The organism is Thermogemmata fonticola (assembly GCF_013694095.1).
Lineage (GTDB): Bacteria > Planctomycetota > Planctomycetia > Gemmatales > Gemmataceae > Thermogemmata > Thermogemmata fonticola.
The window spans coordinates 140,380-164,620 of record NZ_JACEFB010000005.1; the positions used below are offsets into that span (position 1 = coordinate 140,380).

The 24,241-nt window shown below is 55.5% G+C and carries 20 protein-coding genes and 1 pseudogene; all 21 read left to right on the forward strand.

The features are described from left to right. The first annotated feature begins 61 nt into the window (after positions 1-61). Positions 62-1,267 (forward strand): bifunctional glutamate N-acetyltransferase/amino-acid acetyltransferase ArgJ, encoded by a 1,206-nt coding sequence (gene argJ, locus H0921_RS09120; protein ID WP_228499290.1) that lies wholly within the window; start codon positions 62-64, stop codon positions 1,265-1,267. A 160-nt stretch (positions 1,268-1,427) separates the two neighbouring features. Then, a pseudogene (locus H0921_RS09125) lies at positions 1,428-2,342 on the forward strand (ABC transporter ATP-binding protein); the annotation flags it as partial. Next, on the forward strand, positions 2,339-3,274 hold the full coding sequence (locus H0921_RS09130; protein WP_194537758.1) for a hypothetical protein: 936 nt from the start codon (positions 2,339-2,341) through the stop codon (positions 3,272-3,274). The pseudogene H0921_RS09125 and the gene H0921_RS09130, both read left to right, overlap by 4 nt. Before the next feature lie 23 nt (positions 3,275-3,297). Then, a complete protein-coding gene (locus H0921_RS09135; RefSeq protein WP_194537759.1) occupies positions 3,298-4,275 on the forward strand; it encodes an ABC transporter ATP-binding protein in 978 nt (325 codons plus the stop codon). Between the two features lie 47 nt (positions 4,276-4,322). Further along, complete coding sequence (locus tag H0921_RS09140; RefSeq protein ID WP_194537760.1) at positions 4,323-5,297, forward strand: hypothetical protein; 975 nt, start codon at positions 4,323-4,325, stop codon at positions 5,295-5,297. 75 nt (positions 5,298-5,372) lie between these two features. Continuing rightward, a complete protein-coding gene (locus tag H0921_RS09145) occupies positions 5,373-6,104 on the forward strand; it encodes a cytidylate kinase-like family protein (protein WP_194537761.1) in 732 nt (243 codons plus the stop codon). Beyond that, a complete protein-coding gene (locus H0921_RS09150; RefSeq protein ID WP_194537762.1) occupies positions 6,101-6,853 on the forward strand; it encodes a purine-nucleoside phosphorylase in 753 nt (250 codons plus the stop codon). The genes H0921_RS09145 and H0921_RS09150 overlap by 4 nt, the downstream gene beginning before the upstream one ends. Positions 6,854-7,011: 158 nt before the next feature. Continuing rightward, positions 7,012-7,512 (forward strand): carboxypeptidase-like regulatory domain-containing protein, encoded by a 501-nt coding sequence (locus H0921_RS09155; RefSeq protein WP_194537763.1) that lies wholly within the window; start codon positions 7,012-7,014, stop codon positions 7,510-7,512. A 384-nt stretch (positions 7,513-7,896) separates the two neighbouring features. Next, on the forward strand, positions 7,897-9,591 hold the full coding sequence (locus H0921_RS09160; protein WP_194537764.1) for an outer membrane protein assembly factor BamB family protein: 1,695 nt from the start codon (positions 7,897-7,899) through the stop codon (positions 9,589-9,591). A gap of 290 nt (positions 9,592-9,881) precedes the next feature. After that, positions 9,882-10,142: a methylated-DNA--[protein]-cysteine S-methyltransferase gene (locus tag H0921_RS17880; protein WP_228499316.1), complete on the forward strand. Its 261-nt coding sequence runs from the start codon at positions 9,882-9,884 to the stop codon at positions 10,140-10,142. Positions 10,143-10,444: 302 nt separating this feature from the next. Then, the gene (locus tag H0921_RS18320; RefSeq protein ID WP_194537766.1) at positions 10,445-11,509 is read left to right on the forward strand and encodes a peptidylprolyl isomerase; all 1,065 of its coding nucleotides are present in this window, start codon (positions 10,445-10,447) and stop codon (positions 11,507-11,509) included. Between the two features lie 220 nt (positions 11,510-11,729). Beyond that, positions 11,730-13,502 (forward strand): ArnT family glycosyltransferase, encoded by a 1,773-nt coding sequence (locus H0921_RS09175; RefSeq protein ID WP_194537767.1) that lies wholly within the window; start codon positions 11,730-11,732, stop codon positions 13,500-13,502. A 30-nt stretch (positions 13,503-13,532) separates the two neighbouring features. Then, a complete protein-coding gene (locus H0921_RS09180; RefSeq protein ID WP_194537768.1) occupies positions 13,533-13,808 on the forward strand; it encodes a MoaD/ThiS family protein in 276 nt (91 codons plus the stop codon). Positions 13,809-14,082: 274 nt separating this feature from the next. Continuing rightward, positions 14,083-14,535: a molybdenum cofactor biosynthesis protein MoaE gene (locus H0921_RS09185; RefSeq protein ID WP_194537769.1), complete on the forward strand. Its 453-nt coding sequence runs from the start codon at positions 14,083-14,085 to the stop codon at positions 14,533-14,535. A 47-nt stretch (positions 14,536-14,582) separates the two neighbouring features. Next, a complete protein-coding gene (gene moaA, locus H0921_RS09190; protein ID WP_315851869.1) occupies positions 14,583-15,653 on the forward strand; it encodes a GTP 3',8-cyclase MoaA in 1,071 nt (356 codons plus the stop codon). Between the two features lie 206 nt (positions 15,654-15,859). Next, a complete protein-coding gene (gene ispF, locus H0921_RS09195; protein WP_194537770.1) occupies positions 15,860-16,402 on the forward strand; it encodes a 2-C-methyl-D-erythritol 2,4-cyclodiphosphate synthase in 543 nt (180 codons plus the stop codon). Between the two features lie 100 nt (positions 16,403-16,502). Next, complete coding sequence (gene cysS / locus H0921_RS09200; protein WP_194537771.1) at positions 16,503-18,068, forward strand: cysteine--tRNA ligase; 1,566 nt, start codon at positions 16,503-16,505, stop codon at positions 18,066-18,068. Positions 18,069-18,225: 157 nt separating this feature from the next. Beyond that, positions 18,226-18,984: a 5-oxoprolinase subunit PxpA gene (locus H0921_RS09205; protein ID WP_228499324.1), complete on the forward strand. Its 759-nt coding sequence runs from the start codon at positions 18,226-18,228 to the stop codon at positions 18,982-18,984. A 51-nt stretch (positions 18,985-19,035) separates the two neighbouring features. Beyond that, a complete protein-coding gene (locus H0921_RS09210) occupies positions 19,036-19,983 on the forward strand; it encodes a 5-oxoprolinase subunit C family protein (protein ID WP_194537773.1) in 948 nt (315 codons plus the stop codon). A gap of 295 nt (positions 19,984-20,278) precedes the next feature. After that, the gene (locus H0921_RS09215) at positions 20,279-22,573 is read left to right on the forward strand and encodes a DUF1549 and DUF1553 domain-containing protein (protein WP_228499292.1); all 2,295 of its coding nucleotides are present in this window, start codon (positions 20,279-20,281) and stop codon (positions 22,571-22,573) included. A 153-nt stretch (positions 22,574-22,726) separates the two neighbouring features. Continuing rightward, positions 22,727-24,118 (forward strand): DUF1501 domain-containing protein, encoded by a 1,392-nt coding sequence (locus H0921_RS09220; RefSeq protein WP_228499294.1) that lies wholly within the window; start codon positions 22,727-22,729, stop codon positions 24,116-24,118. The last annotated feature ends 123 nt before the right edge of the window (positions 24,119-24,241 follow it).

The following is a 24,241-nucleotide window of genomic DNA, read 5'->3' on the forward strand; positions in this document are numbered from 1 at the left end:
TCGTGACGAGCCACCATACCCAGAACACTCGAGCCTCTTCGAGTTTCGGAATACCCGATGAATGCTGAGGACGACCATGACCCAGGAACAGCAACAATGGCACTTGGCACGCGGCTACCGTTTCGCAGGCGTGGTCAGCGGGCTACGAAATGAACCGGATCGGCGGGACGTCGCTGTCATCATCAGTGACACACCGGCCTCGGCCGTGGGCATGTTCACCAAAAACCAGATTTGTGCGGCTCCTGTGCGCGTCTGCCGGCAGCGCCTGCCCTCGACTCGGACCCGCGCCATCGTCATCTGCTCTGGAAACGCGAACGCGTGCACCGGTGCCCAAGGGCTAGCCGATGCTCAACGGATGACGGCTCTGGTAGCCCAAGAATTGGGATGTGAGGCAGAACAGGTCCTCGTCGCTTCCACGGGCGTAATTGGCCGTCTCCTGCCGATGCCCCTTTTAGAAGCGGCGATCCCCCAAGCAGTCCGCTCCGCTGTGGCAAGTCCCGAAGCATTCCGTCATGCAGCCCAAGCCATCCTCACCACGGATACGGGGATCAAAGTCGCCACCCGTCAAGGTCCTTCCTTTACCCTCACTGGCTTCGCCAAAGGGGCGGCCATGATCGGCCCCAACATGGCCACCATGCTTGCATTCCTCCTCACGGATGCACATCTTTCCCTCGACGATCTTCAGCAGACCCTACACACAGCCGTGGAACATAGTTTTCATTGTATCTCCGTGGAAGGTCACACCAGTACCAACGATACCGTGTTATTACTCGCCAACGGCACAGGCCCGCGGCTGGAGGGAGCAGAGTTGGCGCTCTACCAAGAAACGGTTACTAGCGTCTGCCTCGAATTGGCACGCAAAATTGCCCGTGATGCTGAAGGGGCAGAGCATTTCATCACCATCGAGGTGGAAGGGTGCCGGAATGACAGCGAAGCCCGCCGGATCGCAAAAACCATCGCGGACAGCCCATTGGTCAAGACCGCCATCTTCGGACATGATCCCAACTGGGGGCGGATTGTCTCCGCCGCGGGTTATGCGGGAGTCGAGTTTGCGGAGGAGAATCTCTCCCTCTGGCTTGGCGACATGTTGCTGTATCGAGCGGGGACTCCGTGTCCTTTTGACGTTCTCACAGCTTCTGCCTATCTGAAACAGAACCGCGATATCCATATCCGCCTCAAGTTCGATCTTGGTCCAGGAAAATGCACATTCTACACGTGTGATCTCACCACGGAATACGTGCGTCTCAATGCAGATTACACGACCTAATGCCATCAACAGTCATGTTTGCGTAGCATTCATTCGAGGGTTGGCTGGCGTTACCCGGCCTGATGCGAGAGTCCTCATGGTTTACCCGCTGTCCTCCCCTTTACTGGAGTTGCATCATCTGGGACGCGACTACGGCTCGATAACAGCCCTGTCCGATATCAGCTTGACATTACCCCCAGGGCGGATCGGATTGCTGGGACCTAACGGGGCCGGAAAATCCACTTTGTTGAAAATCCTGTTAGGGTGGTTGCCCCCTTCGCGAGGCACCGGCCGCTTCCTGAATGTGGAACTGACTGCACCAGCCCACCTCCGCCGTCAGTTACGTGAGCGGGTGGGTTTCATGCCGGAAGCTGATGCCTTGATCCCAGGGTTGTCAGGAGTCGAGTACGTCGCTTTTGCAGGAGAATTATGCGGCCTGCCACGACGCCATGCCCTACGCCGCGCCCACGAGATCCTTCATCTTCTCGAAATGGACGAGGCACGCTACCGCCCCGTGGAAAGCTACTCCACGGGTATGCGGCAAAGAGTCAAACTCGCCCAGGCTCTGGTACATGACCCGCCTGTGCTGCTCCTCGACGAACCCACAGCCGGTCTCGACCCTGCTGGCCGCGATGCTCTGCTCCAATTACTGGAGCACATTGCCACTCAGTACAACAAGTCCATCATACTCTCCACCCATTTGCTGGCTGACGTCGAGAGGATCTGCGATCAAGTCGTTGTTCTAGCCGCAGGGCAAGTGTGTGCAGCCGGTCAGGTAGAACACCTCAAGGACCCTCGCGGCAATCGCTACAGACTCCAAACCTACGGCGAGGACGAGGTGTTCGCAACCCAACTGCGGCTTCACAACATCACGGTCTTAGATCACCACCGACCAGGAGCATGGCGCGTCCTTGTTCCGGCGGATTGGAAACCCCAACATTTTTTCAAGATTGCCCACCAATCCCAGACCATAATCCATCGCCTTGTACCGGATGAAGAAACTCTGGAGGAGCTTTTCCTTCGCTTACTCTCGGCCAATAAGATGAAGAGGGGCGAGGATGCCGGCCCTCCATCCCTCTCCACCGGCGAGAAATGATGATGAAGGGAGTTGATTCACAACTCTTGCAATTCACTCCATGGGAGGGGAATCACACTCGGCGACATGCCGCAGCCGTGGCGATTCTCCGTATCTCGCTGCTTCTCATAGTCCGCCAGCGCCTCTTCTGGGCACTCTTAGCGCTAGCGGCACTGGCCTTTTTCTTCTTTTTCTACGCCCAATATCTCCTCGTTTGGATCAGCCAACACCTTGCCCAAGAGACGATCCGGATCGCAGGCTTCCCTGTCAGTGTCTCCAACCTCTTGCGCTTTCTAGATCGCCTCGCCCTGAATGGTTCTGCACATACTTATGGCAACTTCATCTGGTTTCAAGGATACATTATTGTGATTCTGCTAGCTTTCAGCGGATCGCAACTCTTTGGTAACGATATTGTATATGGATCTATGTTATTTTATTATTCCAAGCCCATATCTCTATGGCATTATTTTTACGGAAAATGTTGCACCATAGCCTTACTTTTACTCATGACAACTTTTATACCCGCTATTATACTCTGGATCGAGGCAGGATTACTTTTCGATTGGAAAACATACTATATGCAAAACTATCATCTCCTGCTAGGAATCACAGGATATTCGACCCTTATAGCTCTGACTCTCAGTCTCTTGACCGCTGCTACTGCCTTGTTGTTTCGCCGGACCACTCCCTTGGTGCTCGCTTGGATGGGCCTCTTCGTCCTTCTCCGCCTGATATCGAATTGGTTGACCTTGGCCACCCAAGATGCCAGTTGGCGATTGCTGGATTTGTGGAACAACCTGTATCTATGCGGGCTATGGTGCTTCGGCGTTGACCATGCCACGATCCGCCCGGTTCCTCAGCCAAGTTACGACGCGGCTTGTTTAGTGATAGTGGGAATAATAATACTATGTTTGATGTATATAAATTTTTATCTGAAATATTTATATAAATGAGTTATTATTTACTTTGAATCAAAATGTATAATTCAGCTCTTTACAAAGATGAGCCATTGCTGCAATTCATCGACGTTTCCAAGTGGTTCGGTCCTATCCTGGCTTTAAGTCAGATCACCTGGACCTTCAAGTCCGGAATCGTAGGACTGGTCGGTGCTAATGGAGCTGGCAAGTCCACCTTCTTGCGCCTGGCCGCTGGCTTGCTTCGGCCGACTCTGGGGGAAGTCAAAATTGCGGGACATGACGCGTGGGACTGGCGCAGTCGGCGCTTAATAGGGTATTGCCCCAGCACCGACGCGTTTTTTCACGATCTGAGCGGACAGCAATTCGTCTTGGTCATGGCTCGTCTATGCGGAATGACACGGCGGGAGGCACGAAAAAGCACGGAAGCGATCTTACAGCGTCTAGGCCTGCACGATTTGGCAACCCGACCTATTTATGGGTACTCTAAGGGCATGCGCCAACGGATCAAATTAGCTCAGGCTCTTGTACACCACCCCCCTCTCCTGATCCTTGATGAGCCTTTGGCGGGAATCGATCCGTTAGGACGACACGAACTCATCGGTCTCTTTCGACAGTTGAATCAGGAAGGTCACTCCCTCATCATCTCCAGTCACGAATTGGAAACTCTGGAGCAGCTTACGGACCAGATTCTCATCCTGAGTCGAGGCCGGCTCGCGGCTGCTGGTACGATCGCAGAAATCCGCCATCAGCTCTCGGAATATCCCATTACCATTCGGATAACAGTCAGCTCTCCTCGCGAGTTGGCCCGCCAACTTATCGACTGGCCGGAGGTCAGTGCCATCGAATGGCCTGCTTCCTCGCAACATACATCCTGCAACACACTACTCGTTCGTGTGCATCGACCCAGAGAGTTTTTCCAGCGTCTTACGCAGTTTCTCGCGCAGAATACATCATGGGATATCACATGTTTTGAATCTATTGATGAATCTGCTCATGCATTATTAGGATATATACTCGGTGGTTCTGGAAAAACTTGAAATAAAATTACCATCTTATGTCAAAAATTGGAGATTTAGAAAACCCTATGCTACAAGACAATACTGTCTCTTTCACGTTTAAATATAGAAATATAGTTTTATCGTGGTTTTATTTGATCTGGTTCATACTCGCGGGTCAACTGCGCCGTAACAGTCTCACCCTATGGGTATCTACAATACTTTCCGGGGTGGTTGTGCTGTGGGTCAGCATCGAAACCCAACGTGATCGCTGGGATCTGCGCCAGCGCCGGATAGCACGGGCTGGCCCCACTTATGGACAGATCCTGGATCGCGCCATCATGGAACAAGCGTATGCGGTCCTATCTTCTCAGTTCCCCGCAGGGACTGCCGGCGCGGTGCCACTTCTGATACCTTCCACCCTCCTGCGCCTGAACCAAATTCAATCTCACTTAGGTTTCATGCACTATTCCTACTGGATAATGTATGGCGTATATCTAGGATTTCTAATGCCATTATTGACATTATCTTGTGTCAATACATTGATTGATCCCGAAAATGATGCTTGGGTGTGGCTATGGTCCCGACCCCTTCCTCGTAGCAGCATTTATCTGGCCCAATGGATAGGCACATTGCCGTGGATATTTCTCCTGAATTTCGGTGTTTTGACAGCGTTAGCATTAGCCGGTGGAACATATGGACGGAGATCACTATTCCTATATTCGCTATCTATCATGCTGGGTATCTTCGCTTTGGCATCCCTTTTTCATTTTTTCCATATTCTATTTCGGCGGCCTGTTGTTATTGGACTGATATATGTATTCTTCTTCGAATCACTGGTGGGCAACTTGCCCGGTAGTGTTAAGCTGTTAAGCTTGACGTTCCATATTCGTAGCCTCATGTATAGGGCAGCCCAAGCGGAGGGATATCAAGTAGAACTCCTCTTGTTTCCCGAAGCTGCCACGTGGGAAGCCGCTGTGGGATTCTTGCTATTTGTTACTGTCTTGTTGACATTGCTGGGAGCATGGCTATCGAGTTACCGGGAACGAAGAGAAATCATTTGAGTCGACGGATCCAATTACGAGAATGTCGAAAATGCTGATTCGTGCATGGAATACGAATATCTTGGGGGAAGAGCAATGAATCCCAAAGATGTTGTCTACGAATCGCCTCTTCACGGATATCAGGGGGATCGTGTCCCTCAGGCACAGAAAGTATTACCCGCGGGTTTGACGTTGTGCATTAGTCGTGAAGCCGGTGCACGGGGTGGAACCATTGCTCGCAAAGTCGGCGATCTTCTCGGCTGGCAGGTCTTTGCCCAAGATAGCATCGATTATCTGCTCCAACAGGAGAATGCCCGCCAGCAGTTGGAGACCGAGTTATCTATTTCCTCTCAGGACTGGCTTGCGGAGCAACGGAAGCGCTTGGAAGGCCAACGCTGGCCATCGGAAGATGCAAAAACCTTAGTGGATCTGCTGCTCGTGATTGCAGCCCGTGGAGAAGCCGTCATCGTCGGTCGGGGTGCGGGTTTCCTCTTGCCCCCGCAAAGCACCATCCATGTGCGGATTGTGGCTCCCTTCCCGGATCGTGTCGCTTGGCTGGCCCAACTCCTCCGCCTGACCCAACAGCAGGCCGAAGAAGAGGTCCAAGCACGGGATCGCCGCCGTGCGCGGTTTCTCTCGCAAGTATTTGGACAGGAAGCTGCGGATCCCACCCGTTACGACGCCGTTCTCAATTCCAGCCGTTTGGGAGTTGAAGCCTGCGCTCAGATTCTGGGTTGGATGGTCCGTACTCGCCAGGCTTTGACGGCGTGGGCCTCGGACCGAGAAGCGTTACTTCCAGACTCTGGTCTTTGGGAACGACCCTCATGACGTCCCCGGAATCATGGTTAACCCGGCGGGGGGCACCTCAGCCTCGTGCCGCGATTATTTTGGGATCGGGATTGGGCCATCCTCCCCCCGGCTACGTCGAGGTCGTAAGCGGCGCTTACCAGGAGCTTCTGCCTCTGCTGCACCCTCCTGTTCCAGGACATGCTCATCGGTTGTCCATTGGGTTCTGGAAAGGGGTTTGTGTGCTATTACTTTATGGAAGACTTCACTATTACGAGGGTTATCCCCTGGAACAAAGCACTGCTCTGGTCCGCTTGGTAGCGACTTGGAATATTCCACGGCTCATATTTACCAACGCTGCTGGTAGTCTTACACCCGCATTGAAACCTGGTGATTTGATGGCCATCCGTGCACACTACATGTTAGTAGGGTCGACAGCCTGGAAGCATCTGCTCTCCAAAACCCCGAATGAGCGACCTTATACATCTCAATTATTACAACGCCTGTCTGATCTTCCCCAGGGAACCTATGCCGCCGTTCCTGGACCCTGCTATGAAACTCCTGCGGAAGTTCGAGCATTGAGTAGGTGTCAGGCCCATGCCGTCGGTATGTCCACAGCTTGGGAAGCCGAAGCAGCTCACCACCTCGGCCTGGAAGTCGCAGCACTCAGTTGCATCACCAATTATGCTACAGGTATACAAGGCTCTACTCCTGCTCATCAAGAAGTGATGGAAGTATCCCGTCGGTCCTATGACAAATTATTCCATCATATATCAAAGTTGATTGAGTAGAAACTATCAGAAATTTATATATCACATATCAAGATTCGGAAAACCGCATCTTGTGAAACTCTACAGCTTTCCGCCAGCACTTCGTTCTTCTCCCTATCCAAGAGCTGACCTCAGGCGTATGATAAATATGCGATTCATCACACGCAGAGGCCGAGCACATGGGCTTAAGAAGCTCCCTTCAATGCCATCTGAGCCTCATCGCTGGTATGGGAATCATGCTATTATCGCCGGACCTAGCTAGCGCTCACGCTTTGGAAGCGATTGTGCGGGTGACCAACACTGCCTTAGTCATCGAGGCCGGTTACGACGATGACACACCTGCCCCGAGTGCTAAAGTCGTTATCAGAGATGCCAATCAGCGCATCGTTTTTGAAGGAACAACGGATGATCGCGGCTTATGCACTTTTTCTCTCCCTCCCCCAGGGATGTACGTTGCTGAAGTGACATCAACAGGTCATCGCGCTAGTGTGGAGTTTGTTGTTGAAAATGCTCCTGGGGAATATCAAAGTTGGCGGCCGAACCGCCGCACTGGACTCTTCGTAGGGATCGGCGGATTACTAGTCCTCGTGTTGATAAGCTGGTGGCGATTGCGTCGGCGTCAACGATCTCCTCGGAACAGCCCACCGATGGACGCCAATCAAGAAGGCGGATTGACCTAATGGAGGGCACGATTCACGCGAGGCGAGTGGAGGTCTTCGGGGAAAGGGAGCGGTAGGGAGCAATGACGCTCTAGCCATAACGCACCCCAGGATTGGCGGTATTATCGAGGCGTCAGCCCGAACTCGCAGAACTGCTACACTTGCTATCCGCAGAGTTCTCGGCCCGTTTGCTCCCACACCACATTGGAGCGAGCACAAAAGCGATTCCCAACATCGATCCGTTGCGATATGCTACTTCTAGATATGGGGCAAGTGGCGGGAACAAATTGAAGGATTGGCAGCCAAATTGCTATTCCATCATTTTCCAACATGGGACGGTAATAGTGAGGTTGGTTGTACTATCCTGAATCCTGAAAAGTCATCTGCTGTCAAGAGGAAGTCACTATGCAGCGGACAGCGCACATTCTAGCTTTCGGGGCCGGAATCGTTACTATGGTGTCCTTAGCAACGGGGATTCACGGCCAATCCGGAAGACTGGGTCCATTAGGGCTGCCATCGGTATCTGCATTAGATCGCCTCAACTTGCGGGCTGAGTGGTCGCTCCAATTGCCGATGGAAATCAACCGTGATGCCATCATGCAAGCGCAAACTATCGACGAGCAACTTTTTGTCCAAACACGAACGGGTCTTTTTTTCGCTATCGATAGCCGCACGGGGCAAATTCAGTGGCAGAAACAATTGGGCAACGGTGGCTATTCGGTAATGCACCCGGCTGCAGCTAATGAACGTCTCGTTTTCGTTACCTTTGTCACCAAACTTTATGCATTTCACCGATACACAGGCAACGTGGAGTTTGAGATCGACTTGGGCAGCGGCCCCACAGCTGGATTAGCTGCCGATGATACTGGAGTGTATTGTGTATTAGGGATGCGGACTGGTAATAGTGCTGCCCATCGCATCACTGTCTATAACTTACTCAATCCAATTCCTGTACCATCACAGCAACGCGTGGGTCCTATTGATCCTCAACGTCCTTGGATCAAAGATGCCTACGGCTCGCCCGTGGATGAAGTCATGAAACGCTATGCTCCAGGTACACGTCCCGCCAACGGAGGCGAGCCAATCCCAGTGATCCGACCTTACTCCCTCTCCAACACCGAACCCACGGGTGGCTACACCGGCAGTCGCACACCCTCTCTCTCCCCTTTGCCTCGTATCACTCCACCATATACGCTGACCAATGAAAATTATACCCCATCATTGAATGCACTTCCTTCACTACGACAACCATACCATCTTCGTACGGAATCGAGCAAATATATTCAGAGCACGCCATCGATAGGTACCATTCCTCCATCCGTGGCGGCAGCCCTGGCGCTCACAGACCTACGACCCAAGCCAATCCAACCGTCGATACGCTGGGAGTACGGGTTGCGGGGGCGTATCGAGTATCCTCCGCTTCTGACGCAGCGGCGTGTGTGGGTCTTCCTTTCTCCCCAGTACGCCTATGCCTTCAACAAAAAGGATCGAACCTTGGAGTTGACGGACAGATTGGTCGACAACATCACCGCCGCACCGGTCCAAGCTGAGAACACTATTTACATTCCCACTGCTAATGCTCTCTTGGCAGTCAATGGAGAGTTGGGTGGTACCGACAGCGGCCTTGAGTTGCTCTGGCGTACCCCGATTCCTGGCCGCAATAATCATTCCCCATTTATCACGAACAAGTATGTCTACGTATCCGGGGATGAGACTGGGGTCATTTGTTTGGATCGCCGCACCGGACAAGTTCTTTGGCAATCGGACAAGGACGTTGACACCGTCTTCGCCGCTAATGAGGAATTCGTTTATACCCGCGATCGAGTTGGCAATCTTTTGGTCTTCGACGCTGGTCGGCCAACGGATCCATTCCGTCGACGCTCTCTCCCCTTAGCCGAACTCGAGGCCGGCGATTACAACCTCGTCATTACTAACACGGTTTCTGATCGGGTTTATCTCGCCACCAAAGGGGGAACAATTCTCTGCATGCGCGATAAAGCTCCCAAGTATGCGGCACCTGTTCGTGTCTGGCCGACACCCCTTATCAAACCCGCCCCACTCAAAGAAGGCCAGAATCCCCCTAAAGACGGCAAATCGTGATTGGCAGCCGACTCTGACAGCATCTTCATCAACAGCGTATGGTCACTCTACCCACGCGATTGCATTACGCCCGCTTGAGTTGGGAGGTGGGGACGCTGTTGTTTGCTGCCTCGGCTCATGGATTGGCAGTGGTTTCTTTCGCCCAAAATCTCCAGGACTTTCTGCGCTGCCACCCGAGAAAACGGCGATCAATAGTCTGGCGTGAGGATGCGCTGGGACTGCGGGATTACAGGGAAGCTCTCAGGAAGTGGCTGGTTACTCTGGAAGGTGAGCTTCCTTTTCCGTTGGATATGAGGGGAAGCGATTTCCAAAAAGAAGTCTGGCGTGCCTTACAAACCATACCTCGCGGGAGTGTCCGAACGTATGGCCAAGTGGCGCGGGAGATAGGCCGGCCGTCGGCTGTCCGTGCCGTTGCTCAGGCGTGTGCCGCTAATCCTCTCGCGCTGGTCATTCCTTGTCACCGTGTGGTACGATCCGATGGCTCATTGGGGGGCTATCGCTGGGGACAGCGGCGTAAACGCCTCATACTCCAACATGAATCTCAATTATAGGCACATGCTATTTTTTCAGCAATATGGATTACATTGATTCATATAAATATAGCAGTCTGCATATTATTATCAAGAGCATTGACCCTTCCATATAATCCCTCAAGCTGAATTGCCTGTCAGTCAAATTACCAAGCTCCGGCAGAACTGCTCTTGCCTGACCTGGAAAACACGCTATAGCCACGCATGCCGCTGCCACAGGCGGCAGGGCCATTAGGGTCGCTATTGAAGAGATACTGGGGAACAAAATGAAAAGGCTCATCCGGAATCGGCAGAATCAGAATCGCAGGACGTTCATCGGGCCTGTGTCTGCGAATCGTTTCCGTTCCTGGTGGGGTATCGCGATGGCTTTGGCCGCAGTGTGTGGCTATGGTATCGGCAGTATAACGAGTACCGGAGCTTTGCTATTCGCACAGTCTCAAAATCATGGAAGTAATAATAAACAAGTAGTTGCATATATTTATAATGGAATACCAGTTACGCGTGAAGAACTCGGCGAGTTTTTGATTGCACGTGGCGGATATCAAAAGTTGGAGCTATTGGTTAATAAGCGCATCATCGAAATCGAAGCCGCGCGGCGCAATCTCAGCGTAACACCGGAAGAAGTTCAAGCTGCCCTCAATGAAAATCTACGCACTTTAGGTATCAGTAAAGAAGATTTCGTCAACAAAGTCCTTCCCCATTATGGTAAAACACTTTATGAGTGGACAGAAGATGTTATTAAACCGAGATTGTTGTTAACAAAGATGTGCCGAGATCGCGTCAAAGTCCATGAGGAAGACATACAACGTGCCTTTGAGAATAAATACGGAGAGCGTCGGCAAGCCAAGATCATCATTTGGCGCCCCGCGGAATTGAAAGTAGCCCAAAAGCAATGGGATGAGGCCCGGCGGAGTGACGAAGATTTTGACCGTATCGCACGCATGCAAGCGGACCCGAACCTAGCGGCTGCTTGTGGGCTAGTCGCTCCGATCGGAAGATATGCTTGGGTAGATAGCGAAGGCAAAAGCGATGCGGTGGAAAAAATGCTCTTCAGTCTCAAGGAAGGCGAAATCAGCCAGCTATTCCAAACTCCGGCAGGTATTATGTGCGTAAAATGTGTGAAGATCATCCCTCCAGATCCACGTGTAAAATTGGAGCAAGTCCGTGGAGAACTCGAAAAGGAGATTTTTGACAAAAAACTGAATGCGGAAATCCCTAGATTCTTTGGGGAACTCAAGGACCAAGCTCGGCCGCAGTTGCTCCTCAAAGGCCCACCGACCCCGGAAGAGTTCTCGGAGGGAACCCGACGCCTGATCGAAGCCGCTGGCCTACAAGTCCCTCCTTCAACCGACTCTAGTAACAACAACTCACCCCAGGAAAAGAAGTAGATCAATCCGCCCGCAAGCGATCCGGCGGAGAATCAGAACAGGGCTTTCATTGGCGGGTCACGTTCATCGGAGCATGCTTCCTCCATCCCGCAGCCGGCGGATAACTTCTCCTGGCGGTCCGCGGCTAACTCCTCTTGCCAGCCCCGCCATTGGTCCGTTACTCAGGGGGTTGCGGCTGGAACTTCTCTTGACACACCGTTTGTGATTCGAGCTGAAGACGATGCAGGAGATAAGCCCGAAGCAAAATTGGCAATGGTCCTGGGCCACAGCGGTGCTGCTTCTCAGCGTCGCAGGTGGGCTGTATTTGGTACCCGTGGTGTGGGGGCGAACGCTTACGGGGCACGAATCCGTACAACCTCAGACCAGCCGGGAGATGCTCAGCAGCGGTCACTGGCTTATTCCCACGATTGGCGGGGATGTCTGGTTAGAACGGCCGCCGCCGCCCATGTGGTGGATCGGGATCGTGTACACCGTCACAGGAGTAAAAGCTTCTGATTCAATCGCACGATTGGCTGCTGTTCTGGCTGCCCTGCCCATAATTCTTCTGACTGTAGGAATAGCCAAACGATTATTCGGGAAAGGTGTAGCGGTGATGGCAGGGTTGATCCTGGCCACCATGCACGAGTTCTACTCCTACGCGATCAATCCTGAAGCGGACATTTTTCTTTGCCTGATTGTAACGGCCGTGCTGGCCCTCTTCGTCTCGATGGAATTCCCACACGTCAGAACTACGGGTGCAGTCGCTGGCTCAGGAAAGCCGTCATTTTTCGGCACGCGTCCCTGGCCTATGGCCGGCTTTTTCTTGTTGCTTGGGGCCACGAATTGGGCAAAAGGGCTGCTCTTCGGTACGGTCATGGCTGCCGCCCCGATCGTGTTGTATTTGCTGGGCAGGGCCTTACAGGAGCGATCCTTTCATCCTCTGCGTCCTTATCTCTGGTGCTGGGGCTGGCTGATCGCGGGGGCTGCCGCCTTGGCCTGGCCGGTAGCAGTTATTGGTCAGTATCCCGAAATCCTCCAGTTGTGGCAGGAACATTATCTGGGACGGTTGCATCGCGGATATCTACGGGAACCATGGTGGTATTACGCGGTTCAAGTGCCCTACGTGCTCTTACCCTGGACTCTACCCGCGCTGGTAGGACTTCTTTGCTCAGCCCGAGCGGCATGGCAACACGCCGGCCGAGAACGATTCATCTGCTGCTGGGCGCTTTCCGCTCCTTTGCTCCTTTCACTGGCAGATGGCAAGCACCATCACTATCTGCTCCATTGCCTAGGCGGATGGGCCATCCTCGCCGCCGTAGGATTGGCACCACTCTGGGGTTGGCTTCAGGACAAGCTCCGCCTTATCCCTTATAGTGCTGCGTTGGGCGCAGTTGCCATGGCATTACTCGCTGGTACGGGAGGTATTTTGTGGTATTCTCGAATTCCTGGAAGATGGGGCACAATCGTTGGAGCGGTGGTTTTCATCAGCCTTGCCACTTGGGTAATCCTCACTGCCTGCCAGCAGCGCCATCTGTTACGAGCATTTGTCGGCATCCTCGCACCGATCCTTGCCGCCTATTGGCTCTGGGTCCCCTACCAAGCAAGCTATCTCGATGACTACAAAGAGGACCTGGTTTTTCTCCGAGGTGCGGAAAGCCTAATCCCGAACGATGTCCCAGTGCTGGTGCAGTATGATTGGACCGCGCCTTTGGAAACCTTTTGGGTGCTCTACCACATGCGGCGTCCTGGCGTGTTGATTCGCGATCCCTGGCAAGCGGCCGAAAAAACTGCAAATGGAGGCCAGAATTCGTCAACAGCCTATGTACTCGCCCGCCGGCTTGACCTGCCGCTATACCGCCGCGCTGGTACAGTGGAGACAGTACTGGAAAGCACTCGGACACGAGGGGAAAAAAATCCCGACCAACGGCGTGTTCTCTATCGGATCCACTTTACCCAACCCTTGCCTCCCGCGCCAGAAGACTACCTGCGGGTCGTTCGCCGTACCTTGTGGTGACAAGATGAGAATAAACTCTACAATAAGAGCATGACCCAAGTGCTCGTGCATCTACGCCTGTTCGCAGTCTTCCGAGATACCCTTGGAGCCGACCTGATACCTGTGGAACTGCCGGCTGGAAGCACGGTCGCCGACCTGCGGCAAGCGCTGTACTGTCGCTGGCCGACTCTGCGAAATCTCCTGGAACGAAGCGCTATCGCCATTAACCAAGAGTATGCTTCTGATAACCACGTTCTTTCATCCGGCGATGAAGCGGCTCTGATCCCCCCCGTGAGTGGAGGCCAACCATTCTCCCCCATCCCGTGATACGTCCTTTTCTTCTCCCGTAAACTCCCCAGACTCAAATTGGCGTAAACCAGCTTCCATCACCCCACGTGCATGCCTCCTCAAAGGCATCATCTGGGCAACACTATCCGCGCTCATCTAATGGATCCCATGACCCTACAGATATATTGAATGACTACACGGACAGCTAAAATAAGGGGAGTCCCACAGGACATCCCTGCTGTGGAAACCATGCGGTATTCCAGAGAACCTCCTTGATCATTCGAGGAAAACAACCCTAGCTACGGCGTTGATCATGATCCAACTGACGCGCGAGGCGATCGATTATCACAGCATCTCCGAAGCGGTGCGAGACCCTCATCACGGTGCTGTGGTGCTTTTTCTGGGCACGGTGCGGGACTTGACGGGCGAGGATCGAACGCTTCGTCTGGAATATGAAGCTTACGAACCAATGGCGAAGAAGAAACTCCAGGAGATCCTAACCCAGGTCCAGCAACAATGGCCTGGAGCCAAAGTAGCCATAGTGCATCGGCTCGGCGTCTTAGATGTCGGTGAAGTGAGCGTCGCCGTGGCCGTTAGCACCCCTCATCGTGCTGAGGCATTCGCGGCCTGCCGCTACGTGATGGAGGCGATCAAAGCCGATGTGCCGATTTGGAAAAAGGACATCAACCCGGAAGGGAAGGAACAATGGGTCCATCCAGAGGAAAAAACAGGTAGCCCGGCAACTACCGCAGGTTCACTACAATGACATGTATGCCTGGTCGCCCTAAGGATTCTGGTCAATAGGCAGGCACCGTGACACGGTACAAGTTACCTCTGGCAGGCGAAACCTTCTCTGAAAGCGGGAAAAGCGTTTTTGCTTCCCCGTTTTCCTCCACCTCCGGTGAGCTGACGGACCGATATGGCCGGCGGCATAACAATCTCCGCATTTCAGTCACCGATCGGTGCAATCTCCGATGCCTTTACTGCATGCCGGAGGAGGTGGTCTTCCTGCCCCGACAAGAACTTTTGAGCTTCGAGGAGATCACCACCTTCGTTCAGGCGGTGCTTCCCTTGGGTATCGACAAAATCCGCCTGACAGGTGGCGAGCCTCTCCTCCGCAAGGACTTGCACAAGTTAGTGCGGATGCTGTCCGCCTTACCGGGTCTGCGCGATCTGAGCCTGACAACCAACGGCTTGCTTCTGGAAGAACAGGCTCCGAGGCTTTATGAAGCGGGACTCCGCCGGATCAACATCTCGTTGGATACCCTGGACCCTCAGCGCTTCCGGTTATTGACCCGGCGCGATGGACTGGAGCGGGTGTTAGCCGGCATTCAGGCTGCCCGGCAACTGGGCTTTTCGCCGATCAAGATCAACATGGTGGCTCTTCGGGGCTTCGCAGAACGGGATCTAGTTCCGTTGGCTCGCTTGTGCCGAGATTGGGGTCTGGAGCTGCGCATTATCGAATACATGCCGATCGGGGCCGAAGAATGGGAACGGGATAAAGTCGTCACTGCCGAAGAATGTCTACAATGGCTCGAAGAGTCGATCGCACCACTCCGACCAATCGCGAATGATCCGACCTCTCCCGCTCAGGAATACGAGTATTTGGATGGCCAAGGACGAGTGGGCATCATTGCCTCAATTTCACGGCCTTTTTGCCGCCACTGCAATCGTCTGCGATTGACGGCGGAGGGGAAGCTCCGCTATTGTTTGTTCGCACTCGAAGAGACGGACATCAAGCCGCTTCTTAGGCAATCTCCACCGGATTTGCTACAAGTGCAACAGCTCGTGCGGCAAACCGTCTGGGCCAAATGGCCAGGACATCAAATCCACTCTGCCGAGTTCGTCAAGCCCACGCGGACCATGCACGCCATCGGCGGATAATCACGAGGTGGTTACGTCAGGTCTCCGTTCATTGGCGCCAAGGAGCGGTACTGGCCGAGCAGGTGTAGAGCAGCCCTGTAGGAAGTGATGCATGAACTTTCTGGACCGGTGTGGAGCAGGGGGAAGTGTATTATTCCTCGCGCCGTTCCTACAATTTCCGCAATACGTTGTAAGAAGCGGCTAGGCATCGGGAGGCTAAAACCGCCGTGGAATATCGCATCGGGCTGGGTCACGATACGCACCGATTGGTCGAGGGACGCCCTTTGATTCTCGGTGGGGTAAGCATTCCCCATCTCCGTGGTCTAGTGGGGCATTCGGACGCCGATGCGCTCTTACATGCTTTGACAGATGCTTTGTTGGGCGCAGCAGGACTGGGAGACATCGGCGAAGCCTTTCCCGACGATGATAGGCGTTGGCAAGGGGCAGACTCCCGTATTTTCCTCGATGCGACCCTACAACGTCTCCAGGCCCTCCGGTGGAAGGTGGTCAATATCGATGCGATCATCTTCGCTCAGGAACCGAAACTGGGAGCCTGGAAAGCTGTCATTCGGCGGAACCTCGCCAGACTCCTAGCTCTTCCCGAAGATAACATCAACGTGAAAGCGAAAACTGGGGAAGGGGTTGGGCATATTGGCCGTGGTGAAGCATTGGCAGCACAAGTCGTTGTCCTGCTCCAGCGACCGCCACTTTCCGTCCCGGACCAGGACTTAGCCCCCACGCCCTCCTCAGAACCACCCGATACAGCCTGATCCGACAGAGGCACGACCTACCTACCGATAGGTAAAAAAGTTAGCAGGGAGAGGCATTCGTTTGCAGAGAGTCTAACGTTGTCAGTTGGCGAGGGATCGCATGGCATTGCAGATTTACTCCACACTTAGCCGCAGCAAGCAGCCGTTTCACAAGCAACCGGGCGAAACGGTGACGATGTATGTCTGCGGCCCAACAGTCTATAAGCCTAGCCACATCGGACATATGGTGGGGCCGGTGATCTTCGATACTGTGAAGCGGTATCTCACCTGGCTTGGCTATCGCGTCACGTGGGTGGTCAATATCACCGATGTGGATGACAAACTCATTGAGCGCGCCCGGGAACTGGGGCAGAGCGTCACGGCGTTGGCCCGCGAGATGACCGAGGACTACTTCCGCTGCCTGCAAGCGTTGAACGTCACGGGAATCGATCATTTCCCGCGGGCCACGGAATATGTGCCCGTGATGATTGACATCATTCTCGATCTCGAGGCCAAAGGCTACGCCTATCGTGCCGATGGAGATGTGTACTTCGATATCAGCCGGGACCCGGATTACGGCAAGTTGTGCCATCGCGATCCGGAGCAGATGGCAGCCGGCGCTCGTCTGGAAATCAATCCGAAAAAACGGAATCCAGGCGATTTTGCCCTTTGGAAGGGTGCCCGACCGGATGAGCCTCCTGAAGTCCGCTTTGATAGTCCATTCGGACCTGGACGTCCCGGCTGGCATATCGAATGCTCCGCAATGTCACTGCGATTGCTCGGCGCACCCATTGACATCCACGGCGGCGGTCTGGATTTGCAATTCCCTCACCATGAAAATGAGCTAGCCCAGAGCGAATCCTATACCGGTGGCGAGTTCGTCAAAATCTGGATGCACAACGGACTGTTGAAATTGCGAGACAAGGAGGGGCACGAGGCCAAGATGGCCGGCTCATTGGGCAATGTTCTCAATGTGATGGACGCCCTGCGGCATCTCAGCGGCGATGCCCTGCGATTTTTCATCCTGAAAACCCATTACCGCACCCCCATTGACCTCGGCATCTGGGACTGGAACAATCCGGCCACTCCGCTTCCCCAGGGTCTGGTGGAAGCCCGCAAAGCTCACGACACTTTCGTCCGCTTTGCCGAGCGAGTCCAGCGGATTCTCCACGTACCCTTCGACCAGATTCCTGCTCCTCAAAGAGCCTCGGATCCGCACACGGTGACTCAGCCGGAACATCAGGCGGCCTTCCAACGCTTCCGGGAATTCATGGATGACGATTTCAACACAGGCGGCGCGGTGGGCGTTCTCTTCGAACTCGTCAATCATCTCAATCGGGTGGCGGATCGCGGTAAGTTAGAAGACCCTGCCTGCGCAGACCCGGCACTGCGGGAAACTTTCCGCGAAGGAGTGACGCTGGTTCGCGAGATGGCGAACATTCTGGGATTGACCTTCCAGGCTCCGGCGACAAAATGGGAGGCAGATCAGGGACTGACACCGCAATTGCTTCAGCTTCTCATTCAGTTGCGGGAGAAACTCCGCGACAGTGCCAAAGCAGCACCCAAGGATAACCCTTTGCGGGGGACCTTGTTTCAACTGTCGGATCACATTCGTGCCCAACTGCTCGAGTTGGGCATCATCCTGGAAGATCGTCCCACAGGGACTTCCTGGCGCTTCAGCCGTTGATCCTGAGCTTGATCGGTCCCTGGGTGTTGGTCCAGGATGAAGAGTATCTGTTCGCAGATCATCTCTGGGACCGCCTTCCCTCCCAGCAAGGCTTGGTTTGCGGGAGTTGCTACAATTTTCTGGGAGGCGGGTCACGGGAACAGGCAACTTGACTGCGATGAAGGTGATCGATTTGAACGCCGACGTGGGAGAAGGTGCAGGCTCGGACGCCGAGATTCTGCCCTTGATTAGCTCCGCAAATGTCTGTTGCGGCCTGCATGCGGGGGGAGTGGAAGAGTCGGCCCGAACCATTCGCGAGGCGATGCGCGCGGGGGCGGTCATTGGAGCACATCCGGGATACGCCGACCGAGAGCACTGCGGGCGGCGTGAATGGTCGGTGACAGCCGAGCAGGTCCAGCATCTGATGCTTTATCAGGTCGGTGCACTGCAGGCCTTGGCCGAAGCCATGGGAGGCCGGGTCTGTTACGTCAAACCCCATGGCGCTTTGTACCATCAATTGTGCCGGGAACGGCCGCTAGCTGAGGCATGCGTGCAGGTGCTGGAGCACTGGCACTTGCCGATCGTGGGATTGCCCGGCAGCCAATTGGAAGCTGCATGTCAGGGCCGCCTTCCCTTCATCCGCGAAGGCTTTCTGGATCGGCGCTATCGTCCGGATGGAAGTTTGGTACCGCGCCACGAAGCGGATGCCTTGATCCTGGACCCCCAGCAGGCAATCGCCCAGGCTGAGCGCTTGTTGCAGCACTGGGGTGTTCAGACGCTCTGCGTCCACGGGGATACCCCAGAAGCCGTCGCCTTGATTCGCAATGTTCGGGCCGAGCTTTTGCGTCAAGGGTATCTCATCCGCTCGTTTGTTCATTCCAATAAAGCGGCCCGAAGCGGCGGAGCCAACCGGCAAGGAGAAGAACCAACCGGCTGAAAAGCAGAGCTAACCGCCTGAGAGACGGGAAGGGCCATAGTGGGGGGCAGAATGTCGGCAGGCTTGCGTGTCGTGGCAGCAGGGTTATACAGCCTCGTGGTGGATGAAGGGCGGCCGCAGACACGCCATTGGGGCATTCCGCGGGGAGGAGCAGCGGATCGCGCGGCTTGGCAACTAGGCAACGCCCTCCTCGGCAACCCTGCTAACGCTGCCGCTTTAGAAATCACACTCTCTGGCCCGACTCTGGAAGCCACCTGTCCCATCGCTCTCGCCCTCTGCGGCGCCCCTTTTGATGTCACGGTGGATGGCCAGGAATGGTCTGTGGGGATCACCCGGACGTTGCAACCCGGTCAACGTCTGGCCATTGGCGGGGCGCAGCGCGGCGCTCGCCTCTACCTATGCGTCGCCGGCGGCCTGCTCACACCCCTACAACTGGGAAGCCGCACAATGTGGGAACCGATTCACCGCGGACAGCTCCTGCCCTGCCGCCCGGCTGTGGTCCCCCGCCGAAGGCTGCCCGATGATTTGCTGGAATCTCTCGTTCCTTCTGCCACCCCTATTTCCTTGCGCGTGCTAGACGGCCCCCAACGTTCCTTCTTCCCGGATGACGCGTTCTTCCGTCATATCTATACCGTGCAGCCTGCGAGCAACCGCATGGGGCTGCGCCTGAAGGGACCGACTCTCGCCTCCCTTCGGGAAGAGTTGCTCTCCGAGCCTGTCGCTCCAGGAGCTGTCCAAGTGACCCATGATGGCCAGCCGGTCATCCTGGGGGTCGACGGCCAAACCGTTGGGGGTTATCCCAAAATTGCTCATGTTATCCGGGCTGATCTCGACCTGCTCGGCCAACTCCGCCCCGGTGATACCGTACATTTTGTTCGTGTTAGCCTTGAAGAGGCGGAACAAGCCGGCCAAGCGCGCGACCGCTGGCTCCATCATTGGCTCGTTCGCCTTACCCATGCTGAAGGCACACCCGCCTTTCTGGACTCCAACAGCTTCTAAACGCCCTTTGCACCTCCCTACCTCCCCCCTGCTTTCGATACCTGCTTAAACACCAACCCGGCGTTCCCCCTCGGATAGCGCCCCGGATAGCGACTTTTCCGTTGCACGTCTCGACTAGCGTGGTACAATGAGATTGCGATTGAAAGTATTCAGGATCATCCCGCCGATGATCCCCCACCCTGCGATTGTTCCCTAGCGGATCGTGGATGGTCTGGAGGCCTGCTCCCCTAGCCGTCCCGGACTGTAGAGTGACGCTTCCAACGATCTCGCCCACCCTCAAAACCATTGATTCGCCATGCTGCCGATTCTTTTTGCCGTAGCCATCCAAGCCGCGCCGACCCCTGTTATGGGTTCAGGCTTGGCAGCTCTCTTCGCCGCCGTCTCAGCGACAACCCCCCCTTTGGAACCCTCAGGTCCGACGACGGCGGGAGAGGTGTCCTTTCTGCGAGAGGTTTTACCGGTACTGACCCGTGCCGGGTGCAATGCCGGCGCCTGTCATGGGAATCTCAACGGCAAGGGTGGGTTCAAATTATCGCTCAAGGGTGAAGACCCCGCCGCCGATTATGCCGCTCTGACACGAGACCTGGGTGGACGACGGACAAATGTCCACGCCCCAGAACAAAGCTTGATCCTACTCAAAGCCACGGGAATGGTCCCCCACGAGGGAGGAATTCGATTTCCCTCTCAAAGTCCGGAATACCGGCTGCTTCACCGTTGGATTGCTAGCGGATGCCCTAGAGAAGATGCTAGCCAGGTAACCCTCCGCCGCTTGCAGGTGACGCCAACCGGGGAGCAATACATCTATCCTCCTCAGGAGAGTTTTCGCCTCCAGGTAACCGCGGAGTTCAGCGATGGCAGCCGTCAGGATGTCACTCATTTGATCGCTGCCGAGTTCACCACCTTGGGGGTGGCCCGGTTGACTCCCGCCGGAGAAGTGGTGCGTGAAGGCTACGGCACGACGGTCTTGCTGGTGCGGTATTGGAATCAGGTTCAGCCACTGCGCATCGTCTTCGTTCCCAATCGACCCCCCGTGCCAGATGCGACCGTGGCCAGTGAACACGAGATCGACCGGCTCATTTTCCAACGCTTGCAGCGATTGCGCCTTCCTCCAGCACCTCCAGCAAGTGATGAGGTCTTTCTCCGCCGGGCTTACTTGGATGCCATCGGTGTGTTGCCTACGGTGGAAGAGACCCGTGCCTTTCTGGCCGATCCTGATCCGCACAAGCGAGAGAAACTGATTGATCAGTTGCTGGCACGTCCAGAATTCGCGGAGCACTGGGCATTGAAGTGGGCGGATGTCCTGCGGAATGAAGAGAAAACCCTGGATCGTAAGGGGGTGGGGGTGTTCCAGCGCTGGCTCGCGACCCAGATGGCCATCGACCGGCCTCTCCCCGAAATGGCCCGCGAGTTGCTTGGCGCCACGGGGAGCACCTACGCCCACCCGCCGGCCAATTTCTGGCGTGCCATCCGCGAACCGCTGGCGCGGGCCGAATCTGTGGCCCAGGTCTTCCTCGGCCTGCGCATCGGATGTGCTCGCTGCCACAACCATCCCTTCGATCGCTGGACGATGGATGATTACTATCAGTTCGCCGCCCTTTTTGCACGGATCGACTACCGCATCCTGGAAAACAATCGTCGTGACCGCTTCGATGGACACGAATTCGTAGGCGAACAGGTGGTATTTCAGAAGCGGGAAGGAGAACTGATCCATCCGCGGACAGGCCAACCGGCCCGCCCTCGCTTGTTGGGAAGCCCTTCCCCCCTGCCGCCAGATGCCGACCGTTTGGGAGCTATCGCCCAATGGATGGCCGACCTCGACAATCCATTCTTTGCCGCCGCTCAAGTCAACCGGGTCTGGAAGCACCTGATGGGGCGCGGCCTGGTCGAGCCGAATGACGATATGAGCCTGAATAATCCTCCCAGCCACCCGGAAGTACTCGCTTGGTTGGTCGAGGATTTTCGCCGCCAGGGCGGTCGGCTCAAGCCATTGGTGCGTCGGATCATGACTAGCCGCACGTATCAGGCGGCCAGCCAGCCGGCGGAGGGGCATTCTGCCAACAGTGCCGAGGCGGAAATCTACCATGCCCAGGCCATCATACGCCCCCTGACTGCGGAAGAGTTACTGGACGCCTGTTCGCAAGTCTGTGCAGTGCCGGTGGCATTTCAGGGTTACCCCGCCGGTTTACGCGCCCAGCAATTGCCGGCGCTGCCCCTTCCCGCACGCCGGGGTGCTGACAGACCAGCAGAACGATTCCTCAAAACCTTCGGCAAACCCGATCGCCTGTTGACCTGTGAATGCGAACGCCACACCGACCCCCATCTGTTGCAAGCCTTCCAACTGCTCAGCGGCGACCTAATCCATCAAATGTTGACGGAACCGAATAACCGGCTCGGACAGCTCCTGCAGTCCGGACACAAGGATCAGGAGATTCTAACCGAACTCTATCTTGCCGCCCTGTGCCGCTATCCCACAGCGGAGGAACAGAAGCGTCTGCTGCGCCATGTGGGCCAGGCTTCTGACCGTCGAGCTGCTTGGGAAGATGTGCTGTGGGCGATACTCAACAGCAAGGAGTTCCTACTCCGGCGCTGAATCCCCACGACCGTCCTCCAGGGACCGCAAAGATGCGCGATCCGCGCGAGTCCCACCTAGGAAGCTAGTCCAGCCGAACGAGAAAATATCACGATCCGAGAGAGACAATACAAGCGGGAAAAGAAGGACAGCAGTAGCAGGAGAAGGAAAAAAATGTCACCCGTCATCATGCCAGGAACATGCCGGAGCCAGGGTCGGCTGTGGAGTCGGCGAGCCGTTCTCCGCGTGGGAGGAATGGGACTGCTGGGCTTGAGCTATGCGGACATGCACGCTTGGGCCAGCACTCCCAGCGCTCGGCAAAAAGCCACCGCCCGCGGCGTCATCTTTCTGCATCAATGGGGCGGACCGGGCCACCATGAAACCTTCGATCCCAAGCCTGATGCGCCGGACAAGGTACGCGGCTGGTTTGGAGTGACAGCAACGCGTATTCCCGGCATCCGCTTCGGGGAAAGACTTCCTAAACTCGCCGCTCTCGCCGACCGGCTTACCGTCATCCGCTGCATGCAGCACCGGATGAAGAACCACAACTCCGCCGGTTACTACAGCTTGACCGGTGTCCCCCCACCCAGTGACGATATTCGCCTGCGCGACTCGTTGGACCTCTGCCCGGCATACGGGAGCCTCGTCAGCTATCTCCGCCCCGCACCGACAGGGACGGCCACCTTTGTCGCCCTTCCCCACGTGATCGCTGATGGTTCGGTCACCCCTGGCCAACACGCCAGCTTCCTCGGCAAAGCCCACAATCCCTTGCTCATCACACGCGACCCCAATCAACCCGACTTTCAGCTTCCCGAATTGTCACTCCCCGCCAACTTGACCGTCGAACGTTTGGAACACCGCCGCAGCCTGCAACAACTCATCGACGAACAAAGCCGGCTGATCGAATACTCCCTTTTGGCCCGCGGCATCGAGGAGAACTATCAGAAGGCAGCCGCTCTGCTCCTGTCTCCTTCCTTCCGGAAAGCCTTTGATCTGTCGCAGGAACCCCGCAGTCTGCGGGAGCGTTACGGGCGCACCACCTACGGCCAGGCCTGCCTGTTGGCGCGCCGATGCATCGAGGCCGGTGCCCGGTTCGTCAATGTCTATTTTTCGCGTTCTATAGGCGGTATCGGCGGCGGATGGGACTACCACGGCAATAACGGCGAAAGCACCATCAAACGGCTGGACGAACTGCTCCCGATCACCGATCAGACTCTGTCCGCCCTAATTGAGGACTTGGAAAACCGGGGCTTGTTGGACGAGGTGCTTATAGTCTGGGTGGGAGAGTTCGGCCGCACCCCGCGGATCAATAACAACGGAGGGCGAGATCACTGGCCGCAATGCTATAGTGCTGTCCTGGCTGGCGGTGGTATCCGCCGCGGTTATGTCCACGGAGCCAGCGACAAACTCGGTGCGTACCCCACCATGGGAGTGGTGCGCCCCGAAGACTTGGCCGCCACGATCTTCACCGCCTTGGGCATCGATCCGGAAACAGAAATCCGCGATCGTTTGAATCGCCCCTTGCCCGTTGCCCGTGGCCAACCGGTCCGTCAGCTTTTCGCCTAAGGCGGCGACGGAACCCAATAAATGCAGTCCTGCCTCGCCGAGAAATGAGGGCACTTCGATGCCAGGGGGTTTTATTCCCATTGTCTCTGAAGTGTGCCCTGCTAGCACTCAGTTTGGCAACAA